General features: G+C 68.1%; 23 protein-coding genes and 1 pseudogene. 9 read left to right on the forward strand and 15 right to left on the reverse strand.

Annotated features, from left to right (window positions below; all coding sequences use genetic code 11):
• Nucleotides 1–26 precede the first annotated feature (26 nt).
• The 3 genes from ON40_RS21490 to ON40_RS21500 form a co-directional block, all read right to left on the reverse strand.
• Nucleotides 27–923, reverse strand: coding sequence for an alpha/beta fold hydrolase (locus ON40_RS21490; RefSeq protein ID WP_051193378.1), 897 nt, complete (start codon nt 921–923; stop codon nt 27–29).
• Nucleotides 924–1,064: 141 nt separating this feature from the next.
• Nucleotides 1,065–2,246: a 3,4-dihydroxy-2-butanone-4-phosphate synthase gene (locus tag ON40_RS21495; protein ID WP_157186364.1), complete on the reverse strand. Its 1,182-nt coding sequence runs from the start codon at nt 2,244–2,246 to the stop codon at nt 1,065–1,067.
• A complete protein-coding gene (locus ON40_RS21500; RefSeq protein WP_051193380.1) occupies nt 2,243–2,854 on the reverse strand; it encodes an NADPH-dependent FMN reductase in 612 nt (203 codons plus the stop codon). The genes ON40_RS21495 and ON40_RS21500 overlap by 4 nt, the downstream gene beginning before the upstream one ends.
• Nucleotides 2,855–2,952: 98 nt before the next feature.
• On the opposite strand from ON40_RS21500, the gene ON40_RS21505 reads away from it, so the two are divergent.
• Nucleotides 2,953–4,101: an RNA-guided endonuclease InsQ/TnpB family protein gene (locus tag ON40_RS21505; protein WP_040825450.1), complete on the forward strand. Its 1,149-nt coding sequence runs from the start codon at nt 2,953–2,955 to the stop codon at nt 4,099–4,101.
• A 58-nt stretch (nt 4,102–4,159) separates the two neighbouring features.
• Here ON40_RS21505 and ON40_RS21510 read toward each other — a convergent pair whose 3' ends face one another.
• From ON40_RS21510 to ON40_RS21550, 9 genes are all read right to left on the reverse strand, one after another.
• On the reverse strand, nt 4,160–5,155 hold the full coding sequence (locus tag ON40_RS21510; RefSeq protein ID WP_040825452.1) for a cyclase family protein: 996 nt from the start codon (nt 5,153–5,155) through the stop codon (nt 4,160–4,162).
• Nucleotides 5,155–5,976, reverse strand: coding sequence for a coniferyl-alcohol dehydrogenase (locus tag ON40_RS21515; RefSeq protein WP_040825453.1), 822 nt, complete (start codon nt 5,974–5,976; stop codon nt 5,155–5,157). The genes ON40_RS21510 and ON40_RS21515 overlap by 1 nt, the downstream gene beginning before the upstream one ends.
• Nucleotides 5,977–6,003: 27 nt before the next feature.
• A complete protein-coding gene (locus ON40_RS21520) occupies nt 6,004–7,302 on the reverse strand; it encodes an LLM class flavin-dependent oxidoreductase (protein ID WP_040825454.1) in 1,299 nt (432 codons plus the stop codon).
• Nucleotides 7,299–9,110 (reverse strand): FAD-binding protein, encoded by a 1,812-nt coding sequence (locus tag ON40_RS21525; protein ID WP_083895821.1) that lies wholly within the window; start codon nt 9,108–9,110, stop codon nt 7,299–7,301. The genes ON40_RS21520 and ON40_RS21525 overlap by 4 nt, the downstream gene beginning before the upstream one ends.
• The gene (locus tag ON40_RS21530; protein WP_051193381.1) at nt 9,107–10,078 is read right to left on the reverse strand and encodes a 3-carboxyethylcatechol 2,3-dioxygenase; all 972 of its coding nucleotides are present in this window, start codon (nt 10,076–10,078) and stop codon (nt 9,107–9,109) included. Before ON40_RS21530 ends, ON40_RS21525 begins: the two co-directional genes overlap by 4 nt.
• Entirely contained in the window at nt 10,035–11,711 is a 1,677-nt protein-coding gene (locus ON40_RS21535; protein WP_040825456.1) for a bifunctional 3-(3-hydroxy-phenyl)propionate/3-hydroxycinnamic acid hydroxylase, read from the reverse strand. Before ON40_RS21535 ends, ON40_RS21530 begins: the two co-directional genes overlap by 44 nt.
• Before the next feature lie 3 nt (nt 11,712–11,714).
• Nucleotides 11,715–12,578 carry an alpha/beta fold hydrolase gene (locus ON40_RS21540; RefSeq protein WP_040825981.1) on the reverse strand — a complete coding sequence of 288 codons (864 nt, stop codon included), beginning with the start codon at nt 12,576–12,578 and terminating at the stop codon, nt 11,715–11,717.
• A gap of 65 nt (nt 12,579–12,643) precedes the next feature.
• Nucleotides 12,644–14,281: an FAD-dependent oxidoreductase gene (locus ON40_RS21545; RefSeq protein ID WP_040825458.1), complete on the reverse strand. Its 1,638-nt coding sequence runs from the start codon at nt 14,279–14,281 to the stop codon at nt 12,644–12,646.
• 38 nt (nt 14,282–14,319) lie between these two features.
• Nucleotides 14,320–15,855: an AMP-binding protein gene (locus ON40_RS21550; RefSeq protein ID WP_040825982.1), complete on the reverse strand. Its 1,536-nt coding sequence runs from the start codon at nt 15,853–15,855 to the stop codon at nt 14,320–14,322.
• Between the two features lie 352 nt (nt 15,856–16,207).
• Here ON40_RS21550 and ON40_RS21555 point away from each other — a divergent pair, with 352 nt between their 5' ends.
• From ON40_RS21555 to ON40_RS21580, 6 genes are all read left to right on the forward strand, one after another.
• Entirely contained in the window at nt 16,208–17,068 is an 861-nt protein-coding gene (locus tag ON40_RS21555; RefSeq protein ID WP_040825460.1) for a mycofactocin-coupled SDR family oxidoreductase, read from the forward strand.
• 87 nt (nt 17,069–17,155) lie between these two features.
• On the forward strand, nt 17,156–18,520 hold the full coding sequence (locus ON40_RS21560; RefSeq protein WP_040825461.1) for a cytochrome P450: 1,365 nt from the start codon (nt 17,156–17,158) through the stop codon (nt 18,518–18,520).
• Between the two features lie 27 nt (nt 18,521–18,547).
• Nucleotides 18,548–19,642, forward strand: coding sequence for an amidohydrolase family protein (locus ON40_RS21565; RefSeq protein ID WP_040825463.1), 1,095 nt, complete (start codon nt 18,548–18,550; stop codon nt 19,640–19,642).
• Between the two features lie 11 nt (nt 19,643–19,653).
• Nucleotides 19,654–20,799, forward strand: coding sequence for an amidohydrolase family protein (locus tag ON40_RS21570; protein ID WP_040825983.1), 1,146 nt, complete (start codon nt 19,654–19,656; stop codon nt 20,797–20,799).
• Nucleotides 20,799–21,191 (forward strand): Rieske (2Fe-2S) protein, encoded by a 393-nt coding sequence (locus ON40_RS21575; RefSeq protein ID WP_040825465.1) that lies wholly within the window; start codon nt 20,799–20,801, stop codon nt 21,189–21,191. Before ON40_RS21570 ends, ON40_RS21575 begins: the two co-directional genes overlap by 1 nt.
• Before the next feature lie 12 nt (nt 21,192–21,203).
• Nucleotides 21,204–22,073, forward strand: coding sequence for an alpha/beta fold hydrolase (locus ON40_RS21580; protein ID WP_040825467.1), 870 nt, complete (start codon nt 21,204–21,206; stop codon nt 22,071–22,073).
• A gap of 17 nt (nt 22,074–22,090) precedes the next feature.
• On the opposite strand, the gene ON40_RS21585 is transcribed toward ON40_RS21580, so the two are convergent.
• Nucleotides 22,091–22,558 (reverse strand): hypothetical protein, encoded by a 468-nt coding sequence (locus ON40_RS21585; protein WP_040825468.1) that lies wholly within the window; start codon nt 22,556–22,558, stop codon nt 22,091–22,093.
• 90 nt (nt 22,559–22,648) lie between these two features.
• On the opposite strand from ON40_RS21585, the gene ON40_RS21590 reads away from it, so the two are divergent.
• Nucleotides 22,649–23,947 carry an NADH-ubiquinone oxidoreductase-F iron-sulfur binding region domain-containing protein gene (locus tag ON40_RS21590; protein WP_051193382.1) on the forward strand — a complete coding sequence of 433 codons (1,299 nt, stop codon included), beginning with the start codon at nt 22,649–22,651 and terminating at the stop codon, nt 23,945–23,947.
• Nucleotides 23,944–24,138: pseudogene (locus ON40_RS21595) on the forward strand (ferredoxin); the annotation flags it as partial. The gene ON40_RS21590 and the pseudogene ON40_RS21595, both read left to right, overlap by 4 nt.
• A gap of 71 nt (nt 24,139–24,209) precedes the next feature.
• Here the strand turns inward: ON40_RS21595 and ON40_RS21600 are convergent.
• Both ON40_RS21600 and ON40_RS21605 read right to left on the reverse strand, forming a co-directional pair.
• The gene (locus tag ON40_RS21600; RefSeq protein ID WP_040825471.1) at nt 24,210–24,548 is read right to left on the reverse strand and encodes a hypothetical protein; all 339 of its coding nucleotides are present in this window, start codon (nt 24,546–24,548) and stop codon (nt 24,210–24,212) included.
• 19 nt (nt 24,549–24,567) lie between these two features.
• Complete coding sequence (locus tag ON40_RS21605) at nt 24,568–24,870, reverse strand: hypothetical protein (RefSeq protein WP_040825473.1); 303 nt, start codon at nt 24,868–24,870, stop codon at nt 24,568–24,570.
• Nucleotides 24,871–24,894: the final 24 nt, after the last annotated feature.

Below are 24,894 nucleotides of genomic sequence, written 5' to 3' on the forward strand. Positions count from 1 at the left end.
CACAGCCGAACTCGCGGTCTGCGATGTCAGGCCCGTAGCGGGGCGGGCCGGTCGGACTCGGTGGTCGTGCGGGACTGCTCGTCCAGGAAGGTCAGCAACAACTCGTTGACCACCTCGGGCTGCTCGATCTGCGGGCAGTGCCCGGCCTCCGGGACGACCGTGTGTCGTCCGCGGGCGATCGCCCCGGCGATCACGGCGGCCCAGCCGGGCGGCAGGAGCTTGTCGCAGCCGCCCTCGACCACCAGGACCGGAATCGAGATGCGTTCGTACGCACGGTGACTCGATGGCCCGGACGGCGCGTCGGCACCGGGACGGCGAAAACGCGCCGCCGCCAACGCTTCCCACGCTCCCGGGGCGATACTCGCCTCGTACCGCCGACGCACGTACTGCTCGTCGGCGGGATACTTCTCCGAGTGGAACAGCGCGGTGACGATCCTCCGCATGGCTTCCGGCGTGGCGTCGTAGTCGTAGAGCGCACGCATGTGCTCGTTGCTCTGGATCTCCCCGCCGCCGCAGATCGCGACCATACTGCGCATCGGCAGGCGCGGCGTCGCGGAGGTGATATCGGCGAACATGTTCACCGCGCCCATCGAATTGCCCACGAAATGCGCGGATTCCACGCCCAACAGCTCGAGAAACCGTGCGATGTGCCGGATTCGCAGGCCCCGGCCGTCGGTGAAGTCGATCACCTTGGCCGACTCGCCGAACCCCAGCATGTCCGGGGCCAGCACGCGATAGCGTTGCGCGAGCGCATCGATGGTGTGTTCCCAGCCGACTTCGGCGCCCGCGCCGAATTCACCGCCGTGCAGCAGTACGACCGGCTCACCGGTTCCGGCCTCCAGATAGCTGGTCACCGAACCGTCCACGATCAATGTTCTGCGCTGTGCGCCGCGTGTGCGCGGTACGGCCGATTCCTGATTCATCGGCGGTGCCCTTTCCCTGTCGGCTGCGGTGCGGGCACCCGCCCGCCCCGCAGATGCGTGCCACAAGCCTTACGGCGCATAGTTCTCGGCGGTTCTCGGATACCGCCCCGCAGGACCGGGTCTGCGCGCCGTCTCTGCGCATCACGAGACCCTCCCCATCGGACCGGCAGCGTGCGAGGCGCCGGGCCGGACCGGTAGCCGGACCCGTCCTGCGCCGGGCAGGTCATCGGGCAGTGCGATCCGGTCCAGGATGCGGACCTGATCGGGGGTGAAGTCGTCCTCGTCGGCGGCGGTGAGCAGGCGGATCTCGTGCATGCCGAGCTCGTCCAGGATCTCGAACGCCGACAGCAGATCGCCCGGATCCACCGGATGCGCTGCGGCAGTGTGGGTGTCACCTTCGGACAGCAGGCTCGGCAGGCCGCGCAACACCGCGTCGCGGGAGCGCACATAGACCAGCACGCCGTGTCCCGCCCGCGCGATCAGCTCCAGCGCGCGATCGACCTTCGCCCCGCAGTCGCAGAACAGTGAGCCCAGCGTATCGCCGAACAGGCATTCCATATGCACCCGCACCAGCGGCACGCGATCGGCCCGGGGCTGGCCGTGCACGAAGGCGATGTGGTCGCGACCGAGCCCGTCGATGAATCCGACCGCGCGAAATTCACCCACCGGCAACGGGATTCGCGCCACACCGCGACGTTCCACCCGGCACAGCTCGCGCCGCCGATAGGCGATCAGATCCTCGATCGAGACCACCGGCAGCCCGTGCACGCTGCCGAGTTCGAGCAGTTCGGAGAGCCGGGCCGCTTCCCCGTCGGCCCCGCACACCTCACACAGCACACCCGCGGGCGACATACCCGCCTGCTCGGCCAGATCCATCGCCGCCTCGGGCGGCGCGGGCGCGTCCAGTACGCCCCGCTCCGCGCAACCGAGCGGGAACACGTGCCCGAGCCGACCGAAACTACCCGGCGTACTCGACGGATCAGCCAGGGCGCGAATGGTTTTCGCCCGCTGCGACGCGTGCGCGCCGGTCGCGGCCGCACCCACCGGAACCCGGAACCGTGCCCGGCCCGGCCCGGTCATGGCGGGATCGGCGGGCGGTATCTCGAGCCGATCCAGCTCCGATGAACGCATGGCCACCTGGACCAGTCCGCGACCGATACCGGTGAGCAGATCGACCGACTGGGCCGTGGCCCGCTCGGCCGCCAGCACCAGATCACCGCGATACCCGCCGTCGATCTCGCTGACCAGCAACACCATTCGACCGCGGCGCAGCGCGGTGATCGCCGCGCGCACCGCGGCCGGGTCCGGTGTCCGGGGCCTCACGCCCGCGCACCGCCCGCCGGGGCGAAGGTGAGCACCTGGGTCGCGAGCAGTTCCAGCTGCGCGGCGACGGTGTCGTCGGACAGATTTCCCTCGGCATCCCAGATCGGATCGGCCGAGTTGATCGGCACGCCGAGCGGAGTCGGCCACGCGCGCAGGGCGTGCCCGATCGCCCGCAGCTGCCCCAGCGTGCCCACCGCGGCCTGCCAGCCGAAGGCACAGGTGATGCAGCCCAACGGTTTGTTGTCCAGATACACCGTCGGGTCACCCCGCAGATCCTCGATGTAGTCCAGGGCGTTCTTCACCAGTCCGGAGATGCCGCCGTGGTAACCGGGCGAGCCGATCACCACGGCGTCCGCACTCCGCAACGCCTCGATCAGCGCGATCGCCTCCGGCGTGCGATCCGGATCGTGCGGGTTGTACATGGGCAGGTTGATATCCGCGCCGCAGAACAACGCGGTGCGACCGCCCTGCCGCTCGACCGCCGCCAGGCAGTGCCGCAGCGCCCGCTCGGTCGACGAGCCCGCGCGCAACGTCCCGCCGAGGCCGACGACGAACGGCCGCCCGTCGTGGTCCGCGACAGGGTTCACACTGGTCGTAGTTGCAGTCATCGGGCATCCGCCTTGGATACAAGGTCGTTGACGGCAGAGAGCAATAGGTGGGGGTGTCGTTTGTGTCGCATAACAGCACCTTTCGATAGTATGTTCGAATGGATGAGGTGGTGCGGTACACGTACCGGCTTCGGCCCGGGCGCGCCGCCGAGAAAGCGCTGCTGGCCGACTGGGGGCGCTGTCGATGGTTGTGGAACGAAGCAGTCCACCAGCAGAGATCCGGGCAGAAACCGACGTTCGCTAAGCTCGGGAAGCTGCTGACCCGGGCACGAGGGGCGATGCCGTGGCTGCGCGAGGGTTCGCAGGTCGCCCAGCAGCAGATGCTGCGTGATTACGCGCGAGCGTTGGATCAGTCCTTTACGGTGAAGGGGCGTGGTCGTCCGAAGATCAAGTCCCGCAAGAGTTCTCAGCCGTCGCTGGAGTACACGAGGCGAGGGTTCTCGATCCGTGCGGGCCGCTTGGTGTTGCCGAAAGACGTTACGGTTCCGGTTGTCTGGTCGCGCGATTTGCCGTCCGAGCCGACGTCGGTTCGCGTCAGTCGGGACAGTCTCGGGCACTGGTACGCCTCGTTCGTCGTGCGCCGTGAGATCCGGCCTCATCCGCACGGTCAGGGCAATATCGGGATTGATTGGGGTGTGACCACCACGGCGACGACCACCGATCCTTTCTTCGATCTCCCGCATCTCGGCCATCGCAGGCGATGCGCTGCGGAGTTGGCGAGGGCGCAACGCACGATGGCGCGACGTCACCGCAAGGGCCGCTCGCAGTCGCGGGGCTATGCCGAGGCCAAGCGGCATGTTGCCCGGCTGGCGAAGAAGGCTGCCCGCCGAACCGCCCACGACTCGCGGGTGTGGACCAAATGCGTTGTCGACCACCATGACCTGATCGCCATCGAGGATTTCGAACCGAGGTTCCTGGCCAAGTCGACCCTGGCGCGCAAAGCCGCTGACGCCGCGATCAGTGCGGCCAAGCGTGAACTGATCGAGCGTGCCAGGCGGGCCGGGCGGAAGGTGGTGATGGTCCGGCCCGCATACACGACCATGACGTGCAGCCAGTGTTTCGCGAGAACCAAGCGACTCGAACTGCACGAGAGGAACTTCCGGTGCCCGGACTGCGGTTACGCCGACAGCCGGGACCGAAACGCTGCCAGAGTGATTCTGGCCGTGGCAGAACGGGGCCACGTCAGTGTCGAAGACGTCAGACAATCGGATCACCTCCTGCGGGTGGATGGTTCGGTTGCGGTCTGAGCTGGAAATCTCCCGCCTTCAGGCGGGAGAACCGCTACATCGAAACCTCCAGGCTCGGTTACTTGATCGCGATGGGGTTGATCGGGGAGCCGACCGCGCCGACCACCCGCAACGGCGGTGCGACGAGCTGGAATTCGTACACGCCGTCGGCGGCGCAATCCGCGGCCAGGGCGGTGAGATCCCAGTACTCGCCGAGCATCAGGCCGATATCGCGCAGGCACAGCATGTGCATCGGCAGGAAGGTGCCCTCGACGCCGGACACCACGTCCTCGACCATCAGGTTGTCCGCGGCCACGGCGGCGACCTCGCGTTCGTGCAACCACTTGGCGCACATCCAGTCCAGGCCCGAATACGGCTCCGCGCCGTCGCGAGTCTCCTGGAACCGGGACCACCAGCCGGTGCGCACGAGCACGATGTCACCCCGGCCGATCTCGACGCCCTGGGCCTTGGCCACCTCGTCCAATTCGTCCGGGGTGATCGGGTTTCCGGGCTCGAGGAAGACGTCCGCGCCGCGATGGCGCACCAGATCCAGCAGTACGCCGCGGGTGGTGATGCCCTTGCCGTCGACCTTGTCGATACCGCAGTGGAACGCCCCGGCGCTGGTGACCGAATCGGCCGGGAAGCCGTTGTACAGCTTGTCGTCGTAGTAGACGTGCGACAGGGCGTCCCACTGCGTGGCCGCCTGCAACGGCATGACGATCATGTCGTCGTTGAACCGGAACGGATTGTCCTCTCCGGCAAAGAAACCGCCGAACTCCTGCCCGAATCCGTTACGCGCCCACTGTGGTCCGTACTCGGCCATCGTGCGGGCGTCGCCGCCGTCGACGGTCATCACATGCACCGGGTTCTGCCGGAACTTGAACGCCCCCTGCGGACCCGAGGAGTCGAAGTCGACCCCGAGCGGGAACACCCGCCCGTGCCGCACCAGCTTCGCCGCCTCGGCGATCTTGTCCGGGGTGATGAAGTTGAGCGTGCCGAGTTCGTCGGCCGCGCCCCAGCGGCCCCAGTTGCGCACTTGTTCGGCGACGCGCCGGAATTCGGTCAGGGTGGCCACTATGCCTCTCCTTCTGTGGTGGGTGTGCCCGCGATGCGCGCGGCCACATTGCCGCCGTCCACCCACAGCACCTGGCCGTGCACATAGCTGGCAGCCTGGCTGTTGAGGAACACCAGGACGGCCGCCTGCTCGGCCGGCTCGCAGACGCGGCCGAGCGGTTTGGGGATGGTGTCGAGATACTGCGGCCCGTACGCCGAGCGCAGTTGGTCCAGGATGGGGGTCTCGGTGACCCCCGGACCGGTGCAGTTGATCCGGATGCCCCGCGCCCCGAGGGGTACGGCGTTGCGCATCGTGTAGTAGATGATCGCCTCCTTGGACAACCGGTATCCGCCGTCCGCGATCGCCTCGGGATGGCTCGTGCACCAAGCGATCCCGTCGTCGATGTCGGCGGTCGCGAGCAGCCCGTCGGACTGCTCGCGATGGTCGAGGTACCCGGATGCGGCCAGGGAGGACACGCTCACGATCGTCGAATCCGGGCCCATCCGCTCGGCCAGCGCCTCGGTGAACCGGCGCAGGCCCAGGAAATTGATGGTGACGACCTCGAGCGGATCCCCGATGCCCGAGGACACCCCGGCGACGTTGAACAACGCGTCCAGCGGGGCGCCGATCGCCGCGACGGCACGATCGATCGATGCGGCGTCGGCCATGTCCACCCGGTGGAACTCGTCGAGTTCCCCGGAGGGCTCGGCCACATCCAGGCCGATCACCGTGCCACCCAGGTCGCGGACCTGCTCGGCGACACACGCGCCGATGCCCGAGGAGCATCCGGTCACCACGACCCGGCGGCCGTCGTACCGCCACAGCTGATCTGTTCGTCCCATCTCGGATACCTCGTCTTCGCCGTGCTGCTACTGCTCGTCCTTGGCGCGCTGGGCGGCCTGCACCCGGCCCTCGTTGATCTCGGCCATGGCCTCGGGAATCTCGCTCGCGGTGAACTTGCCGCCGCGGCCGGTGGGCAGCCCGCCGAAGGAGTAGGTTTCGTCGAATTCCGGTGCGGCCAAGGGCTTACGACGTGCCTCGACCTTCTCGATGACCGGCTCGAGCCGCTTGGCCTTCGCCGCGACCTGCTTCTCGTCGCGTTCGATGAATTCGGGCAGCACATGCTTGCCCATCAGCTCGATGGACTCCATGGTTCCCTCGTGGCTGCGCGGATTGAGCAGCAGGATGATCTCGTCGACCCCGCTCTCCTCGTAGCCGCGCAGGAATTCGCGCACCGTGTCCGGCGAGCCGATCGCGCCGCGGCCCGGACCATAGGCGAGGGTCTCGTCCTGCTTGACCGCGTCCAGGTAGCGGTCCCACACCCCGGTGCGGCCCGGAATGTGCTGGCCGGTCATGTAGTAGTGCATGATGCCGAAGGAGAAGAACCCGCCGCCGACGCCGAGGCGTTGCAGGGCCTGCTCGTCGGTCGGGGCGACCATCATCGACAGATCGCCGCCGATGGCCAGGATGTTCGGGTTCAGGATCGGGATGGTGGGCTCGGCCTTGTCCTCGAACTCCTGGTAGTAGCCGCGCACGCGCTCGGCCAGCGGGCCGGGACCGGTGTACGCGAAACTCAGTGCGCCGATGCCCTTCTGGGCCGCCATCTGCACCGAGGAGGGCCTGGTACAGGCCACCCACACCGGCGGATGCGGACGCTGCGCGGGCTTGGGCACGACGTTGCGCGGGGGCATCTCGATGTGGTTGCCCTTGAAACCGGTGAACGGCTCCTCGATCATGCAGCGGATGGCGACGTCGAGCGCCTCCTCCCACTGGCCGCGCTTGTCGGCCGGGTCGATGTTGAATCCGGCGAGCTCACCCACCGAGGACGATTCGCCGGTGCCGAATTCCACACGCCCGTTCGAGATCAGGTCCAGTGAGGCGACCCGCTCGGCGACGCGCGCGGGGTGGTTGATCGCGGGCGGCAGGTGCATGACGCCGAAGCCGAGGCTAATGTCCTTGGTGCGCTGGCTCGCCGCGGCCAGGAACATCTCGGGCGCGGTGGAGTGGCAGTACTCCTCGAGGAAGTGGTGCTCGGTCAGCCAGACCGTGGAGAAGCCGGCCTTGTCGGCGGCCTCGACCTCGTCCAGTCCGTCCTGGAACATCTGCCGCTCGTCGTCGGGAACCCACGGCCGCGGCAGGGCGAATTCGTAGAACAGCGATATCTTCATTTACTTCCTCCATTGGAATGGGTGCTCGTCACCTGTGCCGAACCGCTGTCGTCGGCTCGGTCTATCCCCGAAATGTGCTGGGCCGCTATGTATCCGAAGGTCATCGCGGGACCGATGGTGGCCCCCGCCCCGGCATAGCTGCGGCCCATCACCGCCGCGGTCGTGTTCCCGGTCGCGTACAGACCGGCCACGACCGTCCCGTCCGCCCGCAGCACCCGGGCGAACTCGTCGGTGCGCAGACCGCCGGAGGTGCCCAGATCGCCCGGCACCATCCGGAACGCGTAGTACGGCGGCTTGCCCAGCGGGTGGAGGTTGGGGTTGGGCAGCGTGGGGTCGCCGTAGTAGTTGTCGTAGACGCTGTCCCCGCGCTGGAAGTCGTCGTCGTGGCCGTTGCGCGCGAGTTCGTTGAAACGCGCTGCGGTAGCCGCCAATCGGTCGGCGGGCACGTCGATCTTCGCGGCCAGCTCCGCCCACGAGTTCGCCTGCTTGACCACGCCGGAGTCCAGCCACGCCTGCGGGATCTTCCCGCCCGTCGGCACCGGCGCGAACGGAACCTTCGGAATGGGCAGATGCCCGGCGACGACGTACCGGCGCCAGGAGCGCGCATCGGTGATCAGCCAGCTCGGGATGTGCGTGACGCCGGAGCGCTGCCCCTCGATCATCGCGTGGCCGAAGTCCATGTACGGCGCGGCCTCGTTGATGTACCGCTCGCCCGCGCCGTTGACGATGAACTGGGCGGGCATCATCCGCTCGTTGAGCATGAATTGCATACGGCCGTCGGGCCATTGGATCGACGGGAACCACCACGCCTCGTCCAGCAGATCGGTGTCCGCGCCGACCTGCTGACCCGCGCGTATTCCGTCGCCCATCGAGGCCGGGTTGCCGAAACTCCAGTCCTGGTCGACCTCCGGGCACAACTCCTTGCGCCACACCATGTCGTGCTCGAATCCGCCGGTCGCCAGGATGACACCGCCCTCGGCGCGCACCCGCAGTTCGCGACCGTCCTGCTCGATCACCGCGCCCAGCACCTGACCGTCCGGGCCGGTGATCAGCGAGGTCATCGGGGAGTCGAGCCACAGCGGCACGTCGTGTTCACGCAGCGCCAGGCGCATCCGGGCCATCAGGGACTGGCCGATCGCGGCGATGCGATCGCCGAACACCCTGGCGCGGAACATCCGCCACACCAGCTTGACCAGCACCGCTTTACCGCGCCAGTTCTGCCGGACCTGATAGAACATCCGAAGATCCTTGGGCCCCAGCCAGATTCCCTTCGGAGCCAGCGCGAGTGGATGCAGCAGCTGCTCCTCGTCGGGGCCGAGCTTGCGCAGATCTATCGGCGGCACATTGATCGTGCTGCCCTCGCCCGAACCACCGGGGAGTTCCGGGTAGTAGTCGGCATAGCCCGGCTTCCAGACGAATTCGAGCCAGTCACTGCTGCGCTCGAGGAATTCCATCATCTCCGGCGCGGTGTCCACATAGGCCCGCAACCGCTCCTCGGTGACCAGCCCCTGGGTGATGGTGCGCAGATATTCGACCACGCCCTCGGGGTCGGGACTGTAGCCGTCGCGGACCTGTGCGGGAGCGTTCGGCACCCAGATACCGCCGCCGGACAGTGCGGTGGATCCGCCGTAGTGCGCGGACTTCTCGACGATCAGGGTGCGCAGACCCGCGGCCTGTGCGGCCAGACCCGCGGTCATTCCGCCGCCGCCGGAACCGATCACCAGTACGTCCACGGTGCGGTCGAAGGCGTCATCCTGTTGTGCGGCACCGTTTTCCGGCGTGCCGGTGCCGGTGTTCTCTGCTGTCACGGCTGCCTCCTGCTGGTCGAATCGAGATCGCGCTGCGGGAGCGCGGTGCGCACGGCGAATCCGGCGATCAGCGCGGGGGCGGGCCGGTAGTAGCGCACGGTGGTCCGGTAGCGGCCCTGGCTCGCGAGTGCGCTGAAGGCCGCGACCCAGGTGCGCACCTCGTGCGCGGAATTGCCCGCAACCTCGGTGATCCACGGATTGGACCAGTCCTCGAACTCGTCCAGTCGCCCGTCGTCGAGCGCGGCGAGCACCCGGCGGTCCCAGTCCGGGTTGAGTGAGCGCAACTGCCCACTCCCGGAAGCGAATTCGCGTGCCGCCGCGATCACCTGCTCCTGCCGCGCGGCGCGCTGCTGCGCGGACATGGTGCCGCCGTGCAGAATTCGTTCGCGGGCCGGACCGGTCGCGGTGGCCAGGGCAGGCACCGGCGGATCGTGGGACAACCCGCCCGATCCCACCACCAGGACCCGTTTACCAAGGCCCGCAAGGTAATCGCCGACCGCCGCCCCCAGCGCGGCGGCCCGACGCAGCGGACCGAGCGGTACCGCGACCGAGTTGACGAAGATCGGAATCACCGGCCGCGCGGTGGCCGCGCCCAGCAGCCGCTGCAAGGGCTGCACGGTGCCGTGGTCGACCTCCATGGTCATCGACATCGCGACGTCCACGCCCGCATCCAGCACCGATTCGGCCAGGTCGCGGGCCAGATCCGCGGGCACGTCCAGCGGTCCGGAATGGGTGCCGTAGTCCCCGACGCCCGAGGCCGCCGCGCCGATGCAGAACGGCGGCATGAGTTTGTAGAAGAACCCGTTGTAGTGATCGGGCGAGAACGTCACGACCAGGTCGGGATCGAACTCGCGGACGAATTCCGCGGCCCGGTCCAGGGCCGCGCCGATATCGTCGAGCAGCTCCCGGTCCGGTCCGGGCAGGTCAAGTAGAGGGCTGTGCGAGACGCAGCACAGGGCCAGCGGCATCGTGTCCTCCTCCCGGGGCGACGGCCAGGGTGCGCAGCAGATCCGCGCTGAGTTCCGGGGCGAGCTGGGCGATGGTCGCGCCCGCGATACAACGGTCCGGGCGCAGGAACAGCACCGAGTCCTGCTCGCCGTCGAACCATTTCTTCAGCGCGCCACCGCGATCGGCCAGCACGGTCACATCCGGATCGTCGTGCCCGGTCCAGTGCAGCTGATTGACCGGAAGGATCTCGAAGAACCTGGCCCCCAACGCCTTCCACTGTTCGAACGGATCGTCGCCGAGGACCCGGCGGGGTGCGTTGTTCCAGCACAGCACCGCGAACCAGGGGCCGAGCACCTCGTCCAGCAGCACGTTCGACTGATCGCGGGTATCCACCCGGGGCTGGATGAACAAGGTGCCCACCGCGGATTTCGGTGTGCGAGACCAGGTGTGCACCACCGCGCCGCGTTCGTACTTCGGCATCGGCTTGAACCGCATGCCCAGCACGTACCGGCGCACCGGCGGGATCGCGGCAGCCGCGCGAACCAGTACGTCGCGCACCGCGGCGACCCTGTGGTCGGTCGGCGAGATCACCTTGCCGACCATGGTGGACAGGTCGATCATCGCCCGCGCGTGTTTGCGGCGTTCGAGATCGTAGCTGTCGAGCAGGCCGTCTCCGGCCTTACCCGTGACGACCGCGGCGAGCTTCCAGCCGAGATTGGCCGCGTCCCGGATACCGCTGTTGTACCCCTGCCCCTGCCACACCGGCATCAGATGCGCGGCGTCACCGGCCAGGAACATCCGGCCGTTGCGGAAGGAACCCGCGATCCGGGAATGATGCGTGTAGACCCGTCGCCCGATGACCTCGAGCCGATCGGGATGCGGCACGAACGGCGCGATCAGACGCTGCGCGAAGGCGGGATCCTCGGCGAGCTCGTCGGATTCGTCGTCGTGGATCATGAATTCGAAGCGGCGGATACCGTGCGCGATGGACACCGACACATTCGGCCGGGCCGGATCGGCGGCCACCTCGAGATTGGGATGGCCCAGCGGATCGGTGGCCAGATCGACCACCAGCCAGCGGGTCGAGGAGGTGGTGCCCTCGAACGAGACGCCCATCTGCCGCCGGGTCGCACTCCGGCCGCCGTCACAGCCGATCAGATAGCGGGCGGTGACTGCGGAAGTGCCTGCGGCGGTGACGAGTTCGGCAGCGACCCGATCACCCGAATCGGTCGCCGAGCTCATCCCCGCGCCCCAGACCACCTCGACGTGCGGATACCGGGACAGTCCGGCCAGCAGTTCGGCGTCCACCAGCGGCTGCACGAAACCGTTGCGCTTGGGCCAGCCGAATTGCGCGTCGGTGGGGGCGATTTCGGCGAGCAACCGGCGTCGGCCGTCGACGAATCGCATGAACTGATTCGGCGTGGTGTGCGGCAGGATCTGCTCGATCAGGCCGATGGACTGGAAGGTGCGCAGCGATTCGTCGTCCAGCCCGACCCCGCGCGGATAGTCGATCAGCGTGGGACGTTCCTCGACCACACGGGTGCGCACCCCGTACATACCCAGGATGTTCGCCAGCGTCAGCCCGACCGGGCCGGCGCCGACCACCAGCACGTCCACGTCGGTGCCGGGTGCGGAAGGGGACTGCTCGGACACGATCTACCCGCCCAGCAGGAAGTCGAGATGCAGGGCGTTGAAACTCTTCGGATCCTCGTACTGCGGCCAGTGCCCGCAGTCCGGCAGCACCTCGAAGCGCGCGCCCGGGATCATCGAGGCGATGCGGCGTCCCTCGGTGACGTCGGCGGTGGGGTCGTCACTGGTCCACAGCACCAGGGTCGGCGCGGTGATCCGGCCGTAGTCCTGCGGGGACACCAGATTTCGCTGCCGGATTTCCGGATCCTGCAGCGCCATGATGTCTCTCATGGCCTCGACGAATCCCGGCTGACGGTAGATGCGCTGGCGACTGGCGACGACGTCGTCGTAATCCTTGGTCTTGTCGGCCATCAGCCAGCGGATCCGGGCCTGCACCGTCTCCCAGGTCGGTTCGGTGACCGCGGCCATGGACAACGTGATGATGCGTTTCATCACCTCGGGATCGGCCTGCGATCCCCCGGCGGTGTTGAGCACCAGCCGCTCGACGCGATCGGGGTGATCGATCGCGGTGCGCGTGGCCACCCAGCCGCCGAGCGATTCACCGCTGATGCTCGCCCGCTCGACGCCGACCGCGTCCAGGAACGTGATCAGGTGTGCCACATAGTGTTTCACCTCGAGCGGGTGCCCCGGCCGGGCGGTGTAACCGTGCCCGAGCATATCGATCACCCAGGTGGAGAAGTGTTCGGCGTGCGCCTGGAGATTCCGGGAGTATGCCTCGACGTGCCCGCCGGACCCGTGCAGCAGCACCAGCGCCGGTTTTGCCTTGTCGCCCGCGTGCCAGTAGCGCGTGCGCACACCGCCGACGTCCAGATATCCCTGGGTGAACGCGACACCCTGCAGATCGCTCCAGATGCTCTCGTACTCCGACAACTCGTAACCTCCGTAATCCGGCCTGCCCGTCCTGGCGACTCGGGCGCGCTGATTGTTTTCGCTGCTCAGGCGTCTGCCGACGTACCGGTCGCGACGGTGTGCCCGGCCCGGAAGCCCCACACCATGCCGGGGCCGATGGTCCCGCCCGCACCGCCGTAGGCCCGTCCGGTGACACCGGCCATCGCATTGCCGACCGCGAACAGGCCCGGGATGACCTCGCCGTCCACGTGCAGCACCCGGCCGTCGCGATCGGTGCGCGGCCCGCCCTTGGTGCCCATCGCGCCGACCGTGACCGGCACCGCGTAGTAGGGCCCGGTGTCGAGCGGGCCGAGGGTGCGGCCCGCAGCCGTGCTCGCGTTCTCATCGCCCCACCAGCCGTCGTAAGCGCTTGCGCCCCTGCCGAAGTCGGGATCGGCTTCGGCGGCGACGCTGGCGTTCCAGGCTTCGACCGTCGCGGCCAAGCCCTGCGGATCGATCCCGGTCTTCGCGGCCAGCTCGTCGAGATCCTTTGATTCGCAGAACCATTCGGGCACCGCCTCGCCCGGCGCGATGCCCAGGAAGCCGTACCGGCGCAGATGCTCGGCGTCGAACACGATCCAGCCCGGATCGTTGACGTAGCCGCCCTTGGGGTCGAGATAGTGGAACGCCCCGGCCATCGAGTTGTACTCCGATGCCTCGTTCACGAACCGCCGTCCGGCGCGGTTGACCATGATGCTGCGCGGGCGGGTGCGCTCGAGCCGCACACTGCGGCTGCGCGGCTTGCCCTCGATGGTGTCACCCGGAATCTGCACGACCGGCACCCACCACGCCTCACTCATGGTGCCCAGATCCGCGCCGTGCGCCATCGCCATGCGCAGACCGTCGCCGGTGTTGTTGGGCGGGGAGACCGGTCCGGACATCGGACCGCGCAGATAGGCCCGGACCAGTCCCGGATCCCATTCGAAACCGCCGGTCGCGAGGACCACCCCCCGGCGGGCCCGCAGAATCGACTCACCCTCGGGCGTCCGGAACCGCACGCCGGTGATCGTCCGGCCCTCCGAGAGCAGCTCCACCGCACGGGCTCTCGTGCGCGGCACGATCCCGGCCTCGAGGACGCCGAACAGCAGCCCGGCGACCAGGGCGGCTCCGGCCACGACCAGATCGGTGGACTCGGTATCGGTCCCGGCGTGCAGCCGAGCCCGGGTTTCGGCGTCGAAGCCGACGTTGCTCCAGTCCTCCGGGAAGGCGGTGATCCGCTCGCGCCACTCCCCCAGCCGGGACCGGTCGAAGGCGACCGGACTCAGCGAACGACCGCCGCCGGGCCGCCCGCCGGGCAGTTCGGGCTTGTAATCCGGGAAGCCGTCGGCGATCTCGAAACGCAGGCCGCTGTGCTTCTCGACGAATTCGACCATCCGCGCGCCGGTGCGCACGAAGGTCTCCACCAGTTCGTCGTCCATCGAATCGAGCGACTGGGCACGCAGATAGCGCAGTGCGTCCTGGACGCTCAACGGCCCGTCGGGCGATCGGTCGTGCGCCGGAATCCATGCGATACCACCGGAAACCGCACTGGTTCCCCCGACGGTCGCGGCCTTCTCGACGATCGCCACCGAGGCGCCGCGGACCGCGGCGGTCAGCGCCGCGGTCAGGCCGGATGCACCACTGCCCAGTACGACGACGTCGACCTCGGATTCGGGTGTGTCGGCATCGTTTGCACGGCTAGCCATGAGACCTCCATTTGCGAATGAGAAGAATCATATTCTCGTCAGTTGGATGTGGCAATCTGCTGGCGGATCAGCTGTTTGCGGACCTTGCCGCTCGGGGTGCGGGGATAGTCCTTCACCTCGAACAACCGCTCGGGCCACTTCTGCCGCGCGACGCCCGCGGCCTGGAAGTGCCTGCGCACGGCCTGGATCGAAGGCAGGACGTGCCCGGGACGAATGCGCAGCACCGCGCCGACGGTCTCGCCGAGCCGCTCGTCCGGCACGGCCACCACGACCGCCTCGGCCACCGCGGGCATGGTGGCGAGCACCTCCTCCACCTCCACCGCGCTGACGTTCTCGCCGCCGCGAATGATGACGTCCGATTTGCGATCGGTGATCGTCAGATGACCGTCCCGGTGCAGGACGCCGATATCGCCGGTGTGGTACCAGCCCTCGGCGTCGAAAACCCGCTCGGTCAACTCCCGGTCGGTGTAGCCCAGGCACAGATCCGGTCCGCGACTGAGGATTTCGCCGTCCTGCGCCAGCCGGATCTCCACACCCGGCAGCGGCCGCCCGTCGGTGCACAGCCGCTCGAACTCCGGCGCGGTGTAGCGCGAGGCGGTGATCGAGGGATGTTCGGTGCTGCCGTACGCCCGGAAGGCGATCAGCCCCAGATCGGCGAGCCTTCGGGTGACCGCGGCGGGCACCGCCGAGCCGCCCAGACCGACGTACCGCACGTGCTCGAGATGTGCGGGCGTGAAATCCGGATGATCGAGCAGACTGGTCACGAAGTAGGGCGGGCCGCCGCCGACCGACAGGCCGTACTCACTCATCAACGCCAGCGCGTGCCCCGGTTCCCACACGTCCAGCAGATGAATGGGCCTGCCGCCCAGCACCGGAAGCAGGAACGCGCCGAGCATGCCGATGAAGTGGCCGACCGGGGTCGCGGTGAGCTGATTGCCCTCGTCGAGGGCGTTCTGCTCGGCCAATTGCCTTGCCTCGCAACCCAATGTCTGATGACTGTGCACCACCCCCCTGGGCGCGCTGGTCGTTCCGGAGGTGAACGCGATCAGCGCCGGGCCCGCGGGATCCACGGCGATCGTGCCGCGTATCGGCTCGTCGGCCAGCAGCGCGTCGAAATCCCGTCCGACCACGCCCACCACCGGAACCTTCGCGGCCAGGTCCGGATCGAAGCTGCGCGCGCCGAATCGCTTCGCGGTGAGGTATGCCGCCGGGCGGACCGTGGCCAGGATGTGCGCGACCTCGCGATCGCCGTAGAAGTGCACGATCGGCACCACCACCGCGCCGAGAAACGCTGCGGCCCAGAAGGTTGCGGCGGCTTCCATCGAGTTGGGCAACTGGAAGGCGACCGCGTCGCCGGGCCCGACGCCGCGTGCGCGCAGGCCGGCCGCGAGCCGCCGCGCGGTGCGCTCGACCTCGGCCACCGTGCCCGACCACGGCCTGACCCGCGAATGCACCCGGAACTCGGCCTCGGGCGCGGCGGCAAGACCGCGGCTCAGCAGGTCGCCGAGCGTCTCGGGCCGCCACCAGCCCGCTTGCTCATAGCGGCGGCTCAATTCCTCGGGGATGGTTCGCATCTCGGCTCTCACTCACTCGGGCATCGGAGGCATACCCCTTCGATGTAGACGAGAATAACGTTCTCGTCAGATGCAAAGGTCACTTTCGCAGAAAATGCCCGGAAATCCGCCGAAACGACAGTGCTTCCCCCTGAAAATCTCCCCCGCGCCCCATGGCCGACAGCCAATGTCGAGACCTTGCGGCAACTTCAGCGCGAGAGTAATGTTCTCTTTCACCGCAAGGAAAATTCTTCTATGGCGAGATCATGAAGCGGCCGATGTCGTATGCATCGGCCGCCGCGGCAACCAGCGGGGACGGGCGATCCGTCGCGGCGGCACCGCCACCCCGGGGATAGAGATTGGAAGGTCAGCTGTGGGACGTGTCGAGGGCAAGGTCGCGTTCATCACCGGCGCAGCGCGCGGGCAAGGTCGCAGTCATGCGGTCCGCCTCGCCGAGGAGGGCGCCGACATCATCGCGGTGGATTTGTGCGAGGACATCTCGACCATCGGATACGCGCTGGCGCGGCCCGAGGATCTCGAGCAGACCGCCAAACTGGTTGCCGCGACCGGTCGTCGGGTGGTGACCGCCAAGGCGGACGTGCGCATCGCCGAGCAGTTGCAGACGGCGCTGGAAACCGGCATCGCCGAACTGGGCCGGCTGGACATCGTCGTCGCCCAGGCCGGTGTGGCCGGCATGAAGGGCCAGCCGGCGATGCAGGCGTGGACCGATGTGATCAATACGAATCTGGTCGGCACGATCAACGCCATCCAGGTCGCGCTGCCACATCTGAAAGAGGGCGCATCGATCATCGCGACGGGTTCCACCGCCGCGCTGATGGACATCTCCAAGGTCGATCAGCCGGGCAAGGATCCCGGCGGTTCGGCGTACGTGCACTCCAAGCGGGCGCTGACCGCCTACGTCTACGAGCTCGCGCGCCAGCTCGCCGAACGCGGCATCCGCGCCAACATCGTGCACCCCACCAACTGCAACACCCCGATGCTGCAGAGCGAACCGATGTACCGCTCGTTCCGCCCGGACCTCGAGCACCCCACCCGCGCCGATGCCGAACCGGTGTTCGGCGTGCAGCAGTCCATGCGCATCCCGTACGTCGAGCCCGAGGACATCAGCAACGCCGTGCTCTATCTGGCCTCCGAGGAGGCCCGCTACGTCACCGGCACGCAGATGCGCGTCGACGGCGGCGGCTACCTGAAGTTGTACGACTACCACATGTGATCGTCCCGGCACGCGCCCTCGCCGCGCACCGCACCCGCGGTGCCCGCGAGGGCGCACCGAATCCGTGAGTAGCGGAGGAAGAACAACGTGAGCATCGAAGACACCACCGTCGACCAGGACCGCAAGAAGAACCGATACAGCTTCGACCGGCACACCCCCGAATACCGGCACCGGTTCGAAGACATCACCCAGGAGATGCAGGCCAAGTGCCCGGTCGCCTGGAGCGACACGCACGGCGGGCACTGGGTGGCCGCGGACAGCACGTCGGTCTTCGAACTCGCGCGCTGCCCGCACGTGTCCAACGACCACGACCTGACCGGCGATCGCAATGGCTACAAAGGCATTTCGATCCCCACCGCGCAGCGCGCCCAGGCCGTGCGCGGCGGCATGCTGGAGATGGACGACCCCGAACACCGGCTGTACCGGCAGGTGCTCAACCCGTACCTGTCCCCCGCCGCGGTCAAGCGCTGGGATCCGGTCATCGACGAGATCGTGCGCGCGGCCCTGGACGAGAAGATCGAGTCCGGCCGCATCGATTTCGTGGACGACCTGGCCAATATCGTCCCGGCCGTGCTGACCCTGGCCATGCTCGGCATCCCGTTGCAGCGGTGGTCGCTCTACAGCGAGCCGGTGCACGCCGCGGTGTACACCCCGGAGAGTTCCCCGGACGCCGCCCGCGTGGCCGAGATGCACCGCGCGATGGGGCTGGACCTGCTGAACAGTCTGGTCGAGATCAAGGCGAATCCGCGACCGGGCCTGGTCGACGGCCTGATCAAACTCCGCCTCGACGGCGAGCCCGCCCCGGACCTCGAGATCCTGGGCATGCTCGGCCTGCTGATCGGTGGCGGTTTCGACACCACCACCGCGCTCACCGCGCATTCGCTGGAGTGGCTGTCGCAGAATCCGGACCAGCGCGAGATGCTCAGCAAGGAGCGCGAGCATCTGCTCGATCCGGCCACCGAGGAATTCCTGCGCTACTTCACCCCCGCGCCCGGTGACGGCCGCACCATGTCCGCCGATGTCACCGTCGCGGACACCCGGTTCGCCGAAGGCGACCGGCTGTGGCTGTCCTGGGCGATGGCCAACCGCGATCCGCAGGTCTTCCCCGACCCGAACGACGTGGTGCTGGACCGAAGGGGTAACCGCCACTTCAGTTTCGGCCTGGGCATCCACCGCTGCATCGGCTCGAACGTCGCGCGCGCGGTGTTCAAGAAGATGCTCACCGCGGTGCTGGACCGGATGCCGGACTACCAGTGCGACCCCGAGGGCACCGTGCACTACGAGACCATCGGCGTCATCCAGGGCATGCGCAATCTCCCGGCCACCTTCACCCCCGGCAAGCGCCAGGGCGCGGGACTCGAGGAGACCCTGGACAAGCTCCAGAAGATCTGCGACACACAGGAACTCGCCGCACCCGTGACGGAGCGGCCCGATATCGCGCGGATCGACTGACGCGAACAGCGCACCGGGAGAGAGCGGATGAGCAGATTACTAGCCGACGGGACCCGCATACCCGTCATCGATGCCAGCGTGCACATCTTCTTCGGGTCGAATCGCGATATGCGCGGATTCCTGCGCGAGCCGTTCGCCAGCCGGGGCATCCCGGATGTGGAGATGGACTGGTACGGGGCGCCGGGCGGGGAATACGCCGAGGGCACCCGCGGGCCGAACAAGCAGTACCCGGGCTCGGACCCCGAACTCGTCGGCGAGGCGCTGTTCGGGGGCCGCGGCGTGGATGTGGCGGTGCTGCATCCGATGACCCGCGGCATCCTGCCGGACCGGCATCTGACCACGGCCGTACTGGCCGCGCACAACGAGATGATGGTTTCGCGCTGGCTGGAATCCAATCCGTACGCCGACCGGTTCCGCGGCACGATCCGGGTGAATCCGGAGGACATCACCGGCGCCCTGCGCGAAATCGACCGGTGGGCAAGCCATCCCGGCGTCGTGCAGCTCGGGGTTCCGTTGCAGTCGCGTGAGCTGTACGGCAAGCCGCAGTTCTGGCCGCTGTGGGAGGCCGCCGCGCACGCGGGCCTGCCGGTGGCCGTGCACAGCGAGACCGGCGAGAGCGTCGCGTTCCCGCCGACGCCGTCGGGGCACACCCGCACCTACGAGCAGTACCTCGGCTTCACCTCACTGAACTACATCTATCACCTGATGAACATGATCGCCGAGGGCGTGTTCGAGCGGATTCCGGAGCTGAAATTCGTCTGGGCCGACGGCGCGGCGGACATGCTCACGCCGTTCACCTGGCGGATGGACACCTTCGGGCGACCGCATCTGGAGCAGACCCCGTGGGCGCCGCGGATGCCCAGTGACTATCTGCCCGAACACGTGTACTTCGTGCACAACAGTCTCGACGGTCCGGGCGAGGCCGACTTCGCCGCCGAATGGCTCGACTTCACCGGCAAACAGGACATGGTGATGTTCGGCTCCAGCTATCCGCACTGGCACTGCGGCGACGTCGACGAGCTGCCGTCCGCGCTCGGCACCGAGCAGCGGGAGAAGTTGTGCTGGCGCAACGCATCCCGCCTCTACGGCATCGACGTCCCGGCCGCCTCGGCCACCGTGTGAAGGAGAGCACCATGACGCTGGCTCATCAGCAGCATCGCGCACCGGCCGCGGAGCAGACCGCGGTCCGGGTGGTCGACTCGGACGTCCATCCGGTACCGCGCCGCGGCGAGCTCGTGGAGTACCTCCCCGAGCCGTACCGCAGCTCGTATTTCCTCAGCCACCGCGTCGGCGACACGATCATCTACGACGCCCCGGACTACGCGCACACCTACGCGATGCGTGCGGACACCTTCCCCGACGGCGGCGAATTCCCGGGCAGCGACCCGGAATTGGCGTTCCGGCAGCTGATCGTCGAGGCCGGATCCGATATCGCGATCCTGGAACCGACGGTCAAGGCCACCCGGCTGCCCGAGGCCACCTCGGCGATGGCGACCGGGGTGAACCACTGGCTGGCCAATCACTGGCTGGATTCGAAGAACAACTGGCATCAGCGGTGGCGCGGATCGATCTGCGCGGCCATCGACGATCCGGCGCAGGCGGTCCGCGAGATCGAGCAATGGGCCGGACATCCCTTCATGTCGCAGATCCTGATCAAGGCCGAGCCGCGGCCGTCCTGGGGTGATCCCAAGTACGACCAGATCTGGGCCACGGCGACCAAACACGATCTGGTGGTCAGCTGTCATCTGGGCCGCGGCGCGTACGAGACGATGCCCATGCCGCCGGTCGGATTCCCCAGCTACAACCACGATTTCATGGTCACCTACTCGCTGCTGGCGGCGAATCAGATCATGAGCCTGATCTTCGACGGCGTGTTCGACCGGCATCCGAACCTGCGCATCGTATTCGTCGAGCACGCGTTCACCTGGATCCTGCCGCTGATGTGGCGGATGGACGCGATCTACCGAGCGCGCAAGTCCTTCACCGGAATTCGGCGCAAGCCCTCGGAGTACGTCAAGGAGCACATCCGGTTCACCACCCAGCCGCTGGACTACCCCGAGGACAAGACCGAACTGACCCGGGCGTTCGAGTGGATGGAGGCGGACAAGATCCTGCTGTACTCCTCGGACTATCCGCACTGGACGTTCGACGATCCGCGCTGGCTGGTCAAACACCTGCCGGTGCACGCGCGCGATCGGGTCATGTACCTCAACGGCATCGAAACCTATCACCTGCCCGAGTCGGTGCCCGCGCTCGACGGCCGCAGGCCGGTGTTCTGATGACAGAGGAGCACGAACCGTCCCGGCTGGCCCAAGGGCGCGAACACGTCGTCGCGACGGTCGAGGAGATTCCGCCCGGGTCGTCCAAGGTGGTGCCGATCGGACGGCACGGCGTCGGGGTCTACAACGTCAACGGCACGTTCTACGCGATCGCGAATTACTGCCCGCACGAGGGCGGCCCGCTGTGTTCCGGACGCGCGCGCGGGCGCACGATCGTCGACGACTCCGTGCCCGGCGACCAGGTCATGGTGCGCGATCAGGAGTACATCTACTGCCCGTGGCACCAGTGGGGTTTCGAACTCGCGACCGGGACCACGGCGGTCAAACCCGAATGGAGTATCCGCACCTATCCGGTGCGGGTCGTCGGCGATTCCGTCGTCGTGCTGGCGTGAGAGAGGATGCCCATGGCTTCGGTGACGGTGAACGGCGGCGAGGTCGTCTACGAAATCCTCGGTGAGGCAGGCGATCTCGTCGTCCTTACGCCGGGTGGCCGATTCGGCATGAATGTTCCGGGACTGCGCCCGCTGGCCGAGGCGATCGTGGCCGGCGGCTATCGGGTGCTGCTGTGGGATCGGCCCAACTGCGGCGCTTCGGATGTGCAGTTCTACGGGCAGTCCGAATCGCATATGCGCGCCGAGACGCTCGACGGCCTGCTCGACGCACTGGACGAGGGTCCGTGCATCCTCGCGGGCGGCTCGGGCGGTGCGCGCGATTCGATGCTCACCGCGATGCTGTATCCGGAGCGGGTCACCAAACTCGCGCTGTGGAATATCGTCGGCGGCGTCTACGGGATGTTCAATCTGGGCGCGTTCTACGTGCTGCCGAGCCTGCAGACCGTGCGCGGCGGCGGCACCGAGGCGCTGCCGAAGATGCGGGAGTGGCGCGAGCGGGTGGCTGCCAATCCCCGCAACGACCAGCGCCTGCGGAATCTGGACCGGGACGAGTTCATCAAACTGTCGCTGCGCTGGCTCAATGCGTACGTGCCCAAACCCGGGCAGACCATCGCCGGGGTGGACGACGAGATGTTCGAGCGAATCACGGTGCCCACCTTGATCATTCGCGGCGGCGTCGGCGATCTGGATCATCCGAAGCGGACCTCGCTCGAGGTGAGCTGCCTGATCGCGGGCTCGACGGTGATCGAACCGCCGTGGCCGGAGGACGCCTGGGAACGCGCGGTCGAGGATCAGGGCAGCGGGCGGGTCGATCACTTCAACCTGTTCGACACCTGGGTGCAGGCCGCCCCGCCGATCCTGGAATTCCTGGACCGCCGATGACGCAGGCCGCCCGCCCCTCACCGGGTGCTGATGCGGACCTCGCAGTTGAGCGCCGCCTCGAGCGCGGTGTGGATCCGGCTCTCGGGGATGCGTTCGAGGTCGGCGGACCGCAGCGTGATGTGCACGATGTCGAAGCCGTCCGCGTCCGCCTCGCGCACGACCTCGCCGGTCAGGCCGAAGCCCGCCAGGACGCCGTGCGCGTCGTCGTCGGTGCCGCGGCTGACGTAGGTCACCGCCGCGGGCACCGGTTCGGTGCCGAATGCCTTGGCACACAACAGCACTGCCTCGCGCACGCCGGCGTCGGCGTCGGCGGTGTCGATCAGCAGCTGCACCTCGCGTCGCGGCGGGAGTTCCGCACTGTCCCCCTGAATTTCGGCCCCGAGCGTCGCGGCGTCGGCACGCAGGGCGCCCATCCCCTGCGCCCACCGGGCCGCCGTGAGCTCCCGGGCCGGGTCGACATCGATGCGCAGCACTGCGGTTCTCATGTCTGCCAGCGTAACCACCGGCTCGGCGCACCCACCAGCCCGCGGCCGACCTTCCGCCCACTGGCCTGTTTCCAGCCGAAAGAGGTTGCCATGCAAGAGATTTTCGACCCGGTCGGGGTGCTCGCCGCCCCCGGTATCGAACCACGTCTGCTCCGCGCCGGATCGGAGGTGGAGGATCTGGCCGCCTACCGTGCGAGCGGAGGCTATCGCGCGTCGGACTCGGTGGCGGAGCTGCTCGAGGAGATCCGGCACAGCGGTCTGCGCGGCCGCGGCGGCGCGGCGTTCCCGACGGCGATCAAACTGGGTTCGGTGCGCGACGCGCACCTGCGCGGCAGCGCGACCGTGGTGGTCGCCAACGGCGAGGAGGGCGAACCCGCCTCGGTCAAGGACCGCTGGCTGCTGTGCCACCGCCCGCATCTGGTGCTGGACGGGCTGCGCCTGGCCGCCGCGATCGCGGGTGCGGCGCACGCCTACGTGTACGTCTCCGATGCCGAGGCCGCGCGGCGCGTCGACGCGGCGCTGACCGAGTTGGACGGCACCGGCCTCATCGGAGTGCGGATCGAATTGGTCACCGTCGCACCGGGTTACGTCGCCGGAGAGGAGACCGCGGCGATCCGCGCGATCAACGGCGGCCCGGCCAAACCCTCGGACAAACCGCCGCGGCCGTTCGAATCCGGCGTGGACGATCTGCCCACGGCGGTGAGCAATGTGGAGACCCTGGCGAATCTGCCGTTCATCCATCGGCACGGCGGCCAGGCGTTCCGCGAGGAGGGTACCGCCGGATCGCCCGGCACCTTCCTGATCACGGTCACCGGCGCGGGCCGCGGGCCCGGTCTCTACGAACTCCCGCACGGCGCGAGGTTCGCCGATCTGCTTGCCTTACATCGGATTTCACCACAGGACGTGCGCGGCGCGCTGATGGGCGGCTACTTCTCGGGGATGGCCGATCGCGCGATCCTGGACGCCACCCTGGACCACGAAGCGATCCGCGGCCTGGGCTACGGCCTGGGCTGCGGGGCGATATCGCTGATCACCGGCGAATGCCCGGTCGCGGTGGCGGCCTCGGTACTCGGATATTTCGACCGGGAGAACGCCGGACAGTGCGGTTCCTGCTTCAACGGCACCGCGGCCATGGCGGCAGTGGCGGCCGCCCTGCGCGACGGACGCGCCACCGACGCGGATGTCGAACGCCTGCAACGCTGGTCGGTGGTGCTGCGCGGCCGCGGCGCCTGCGGCACCCTGGACGGCGCGTGCAATACCGCCGCCACCCTGCTGACCCGATTCCCGGCCGAGGTCGCCACCCACCTCGACGGCCGGTGCCCGGATTGCGCACAGCAGCTCTACCTGGCCGATCGGCCGTTCGACGCACGAAAGGTACTGGTGCCGTGAAGATTCGACTCGACCGGACGATGTGCGACGGATTCGGCATCTGCGCCAAGCACGCACCCGGATACTTCTCCCTGGACGACTGGGGTTACGCCTCGCTGGAGGGCGACGGCGTGGTCGATCCCGCCGATCGCGACGGAGTGATGCGTGCCCTGTTGGACTGCCCGGCCCATGCCATCATCCGGCTCGCCGACCCCGAATCCTGAAAAACCGTGTGGCCCGGCATTTATGCCGGGCCACACGGTTTTTCGGATCCTGCGAACGTTCAGTCCGCGCTGCTGCCCGTGTCGCGGGCGCGCCAGATCTGGACCGAGAGCGTCGACATGTCCAGGGTGGGGCTGAGCTTGATCTCCCCCGTCGCCGCCTTCGCGCCGAACGCCTTGGCCACATCCTCGGGATCACCGCTGAGTTCGTACACCGCGAGGTAGCGGTGCGCGGGCTCACCGCCGCCGCCGAGGGCGCTGGGCACGATCTCGTACCGCTCACCACGCACCACGCCGGGCACCTCGGCCACGTCGGCGAGGTGTGTGTTGTCGTACCAGTCGTTGAACGCATCGTCCTGTCCGGCAACGGCATTGGAGAATACGAGCATCTTCGAGTTCATGACGGAAATCCTTCCCGGTTCAATCGCTGGCGGGAAGCGGTTTGGCCTCCTTGAGCGCCAGCGGCGTCGCGCCGATGCTCAGGGTGCCCGCACCGGCCTTGGTCACCAGCACCTCGGCTCCGGACTCGTCGACGTACCGCTTGCCCAGCAGATTGCCGTCGCTGAGGTCCGCGGCCACCGTCGCGCCCGGTTCCGGCTTCCCGTCGATCGGAATCATAGGAACACCTCCGGCACGCAGATCGTCGAGGCTGTCCGAAGCCCGCACGACGATCACCTCCGTATCGCACACCTGGCTGCGTAGCCGATTGCCGTTCTTGACCATTGCGATCCTTTCCTCGGCCACGAC

This window comes from Nocardia jiangxiensis NBRC 101359, from assembly GCF_000308615.1.
GTDB lineage: Bacteria > Actinomycetota > Actinomycetes > Mycobacteriales > Mycobacteriaceae > Nocardia > Nocardia jiangxiensis.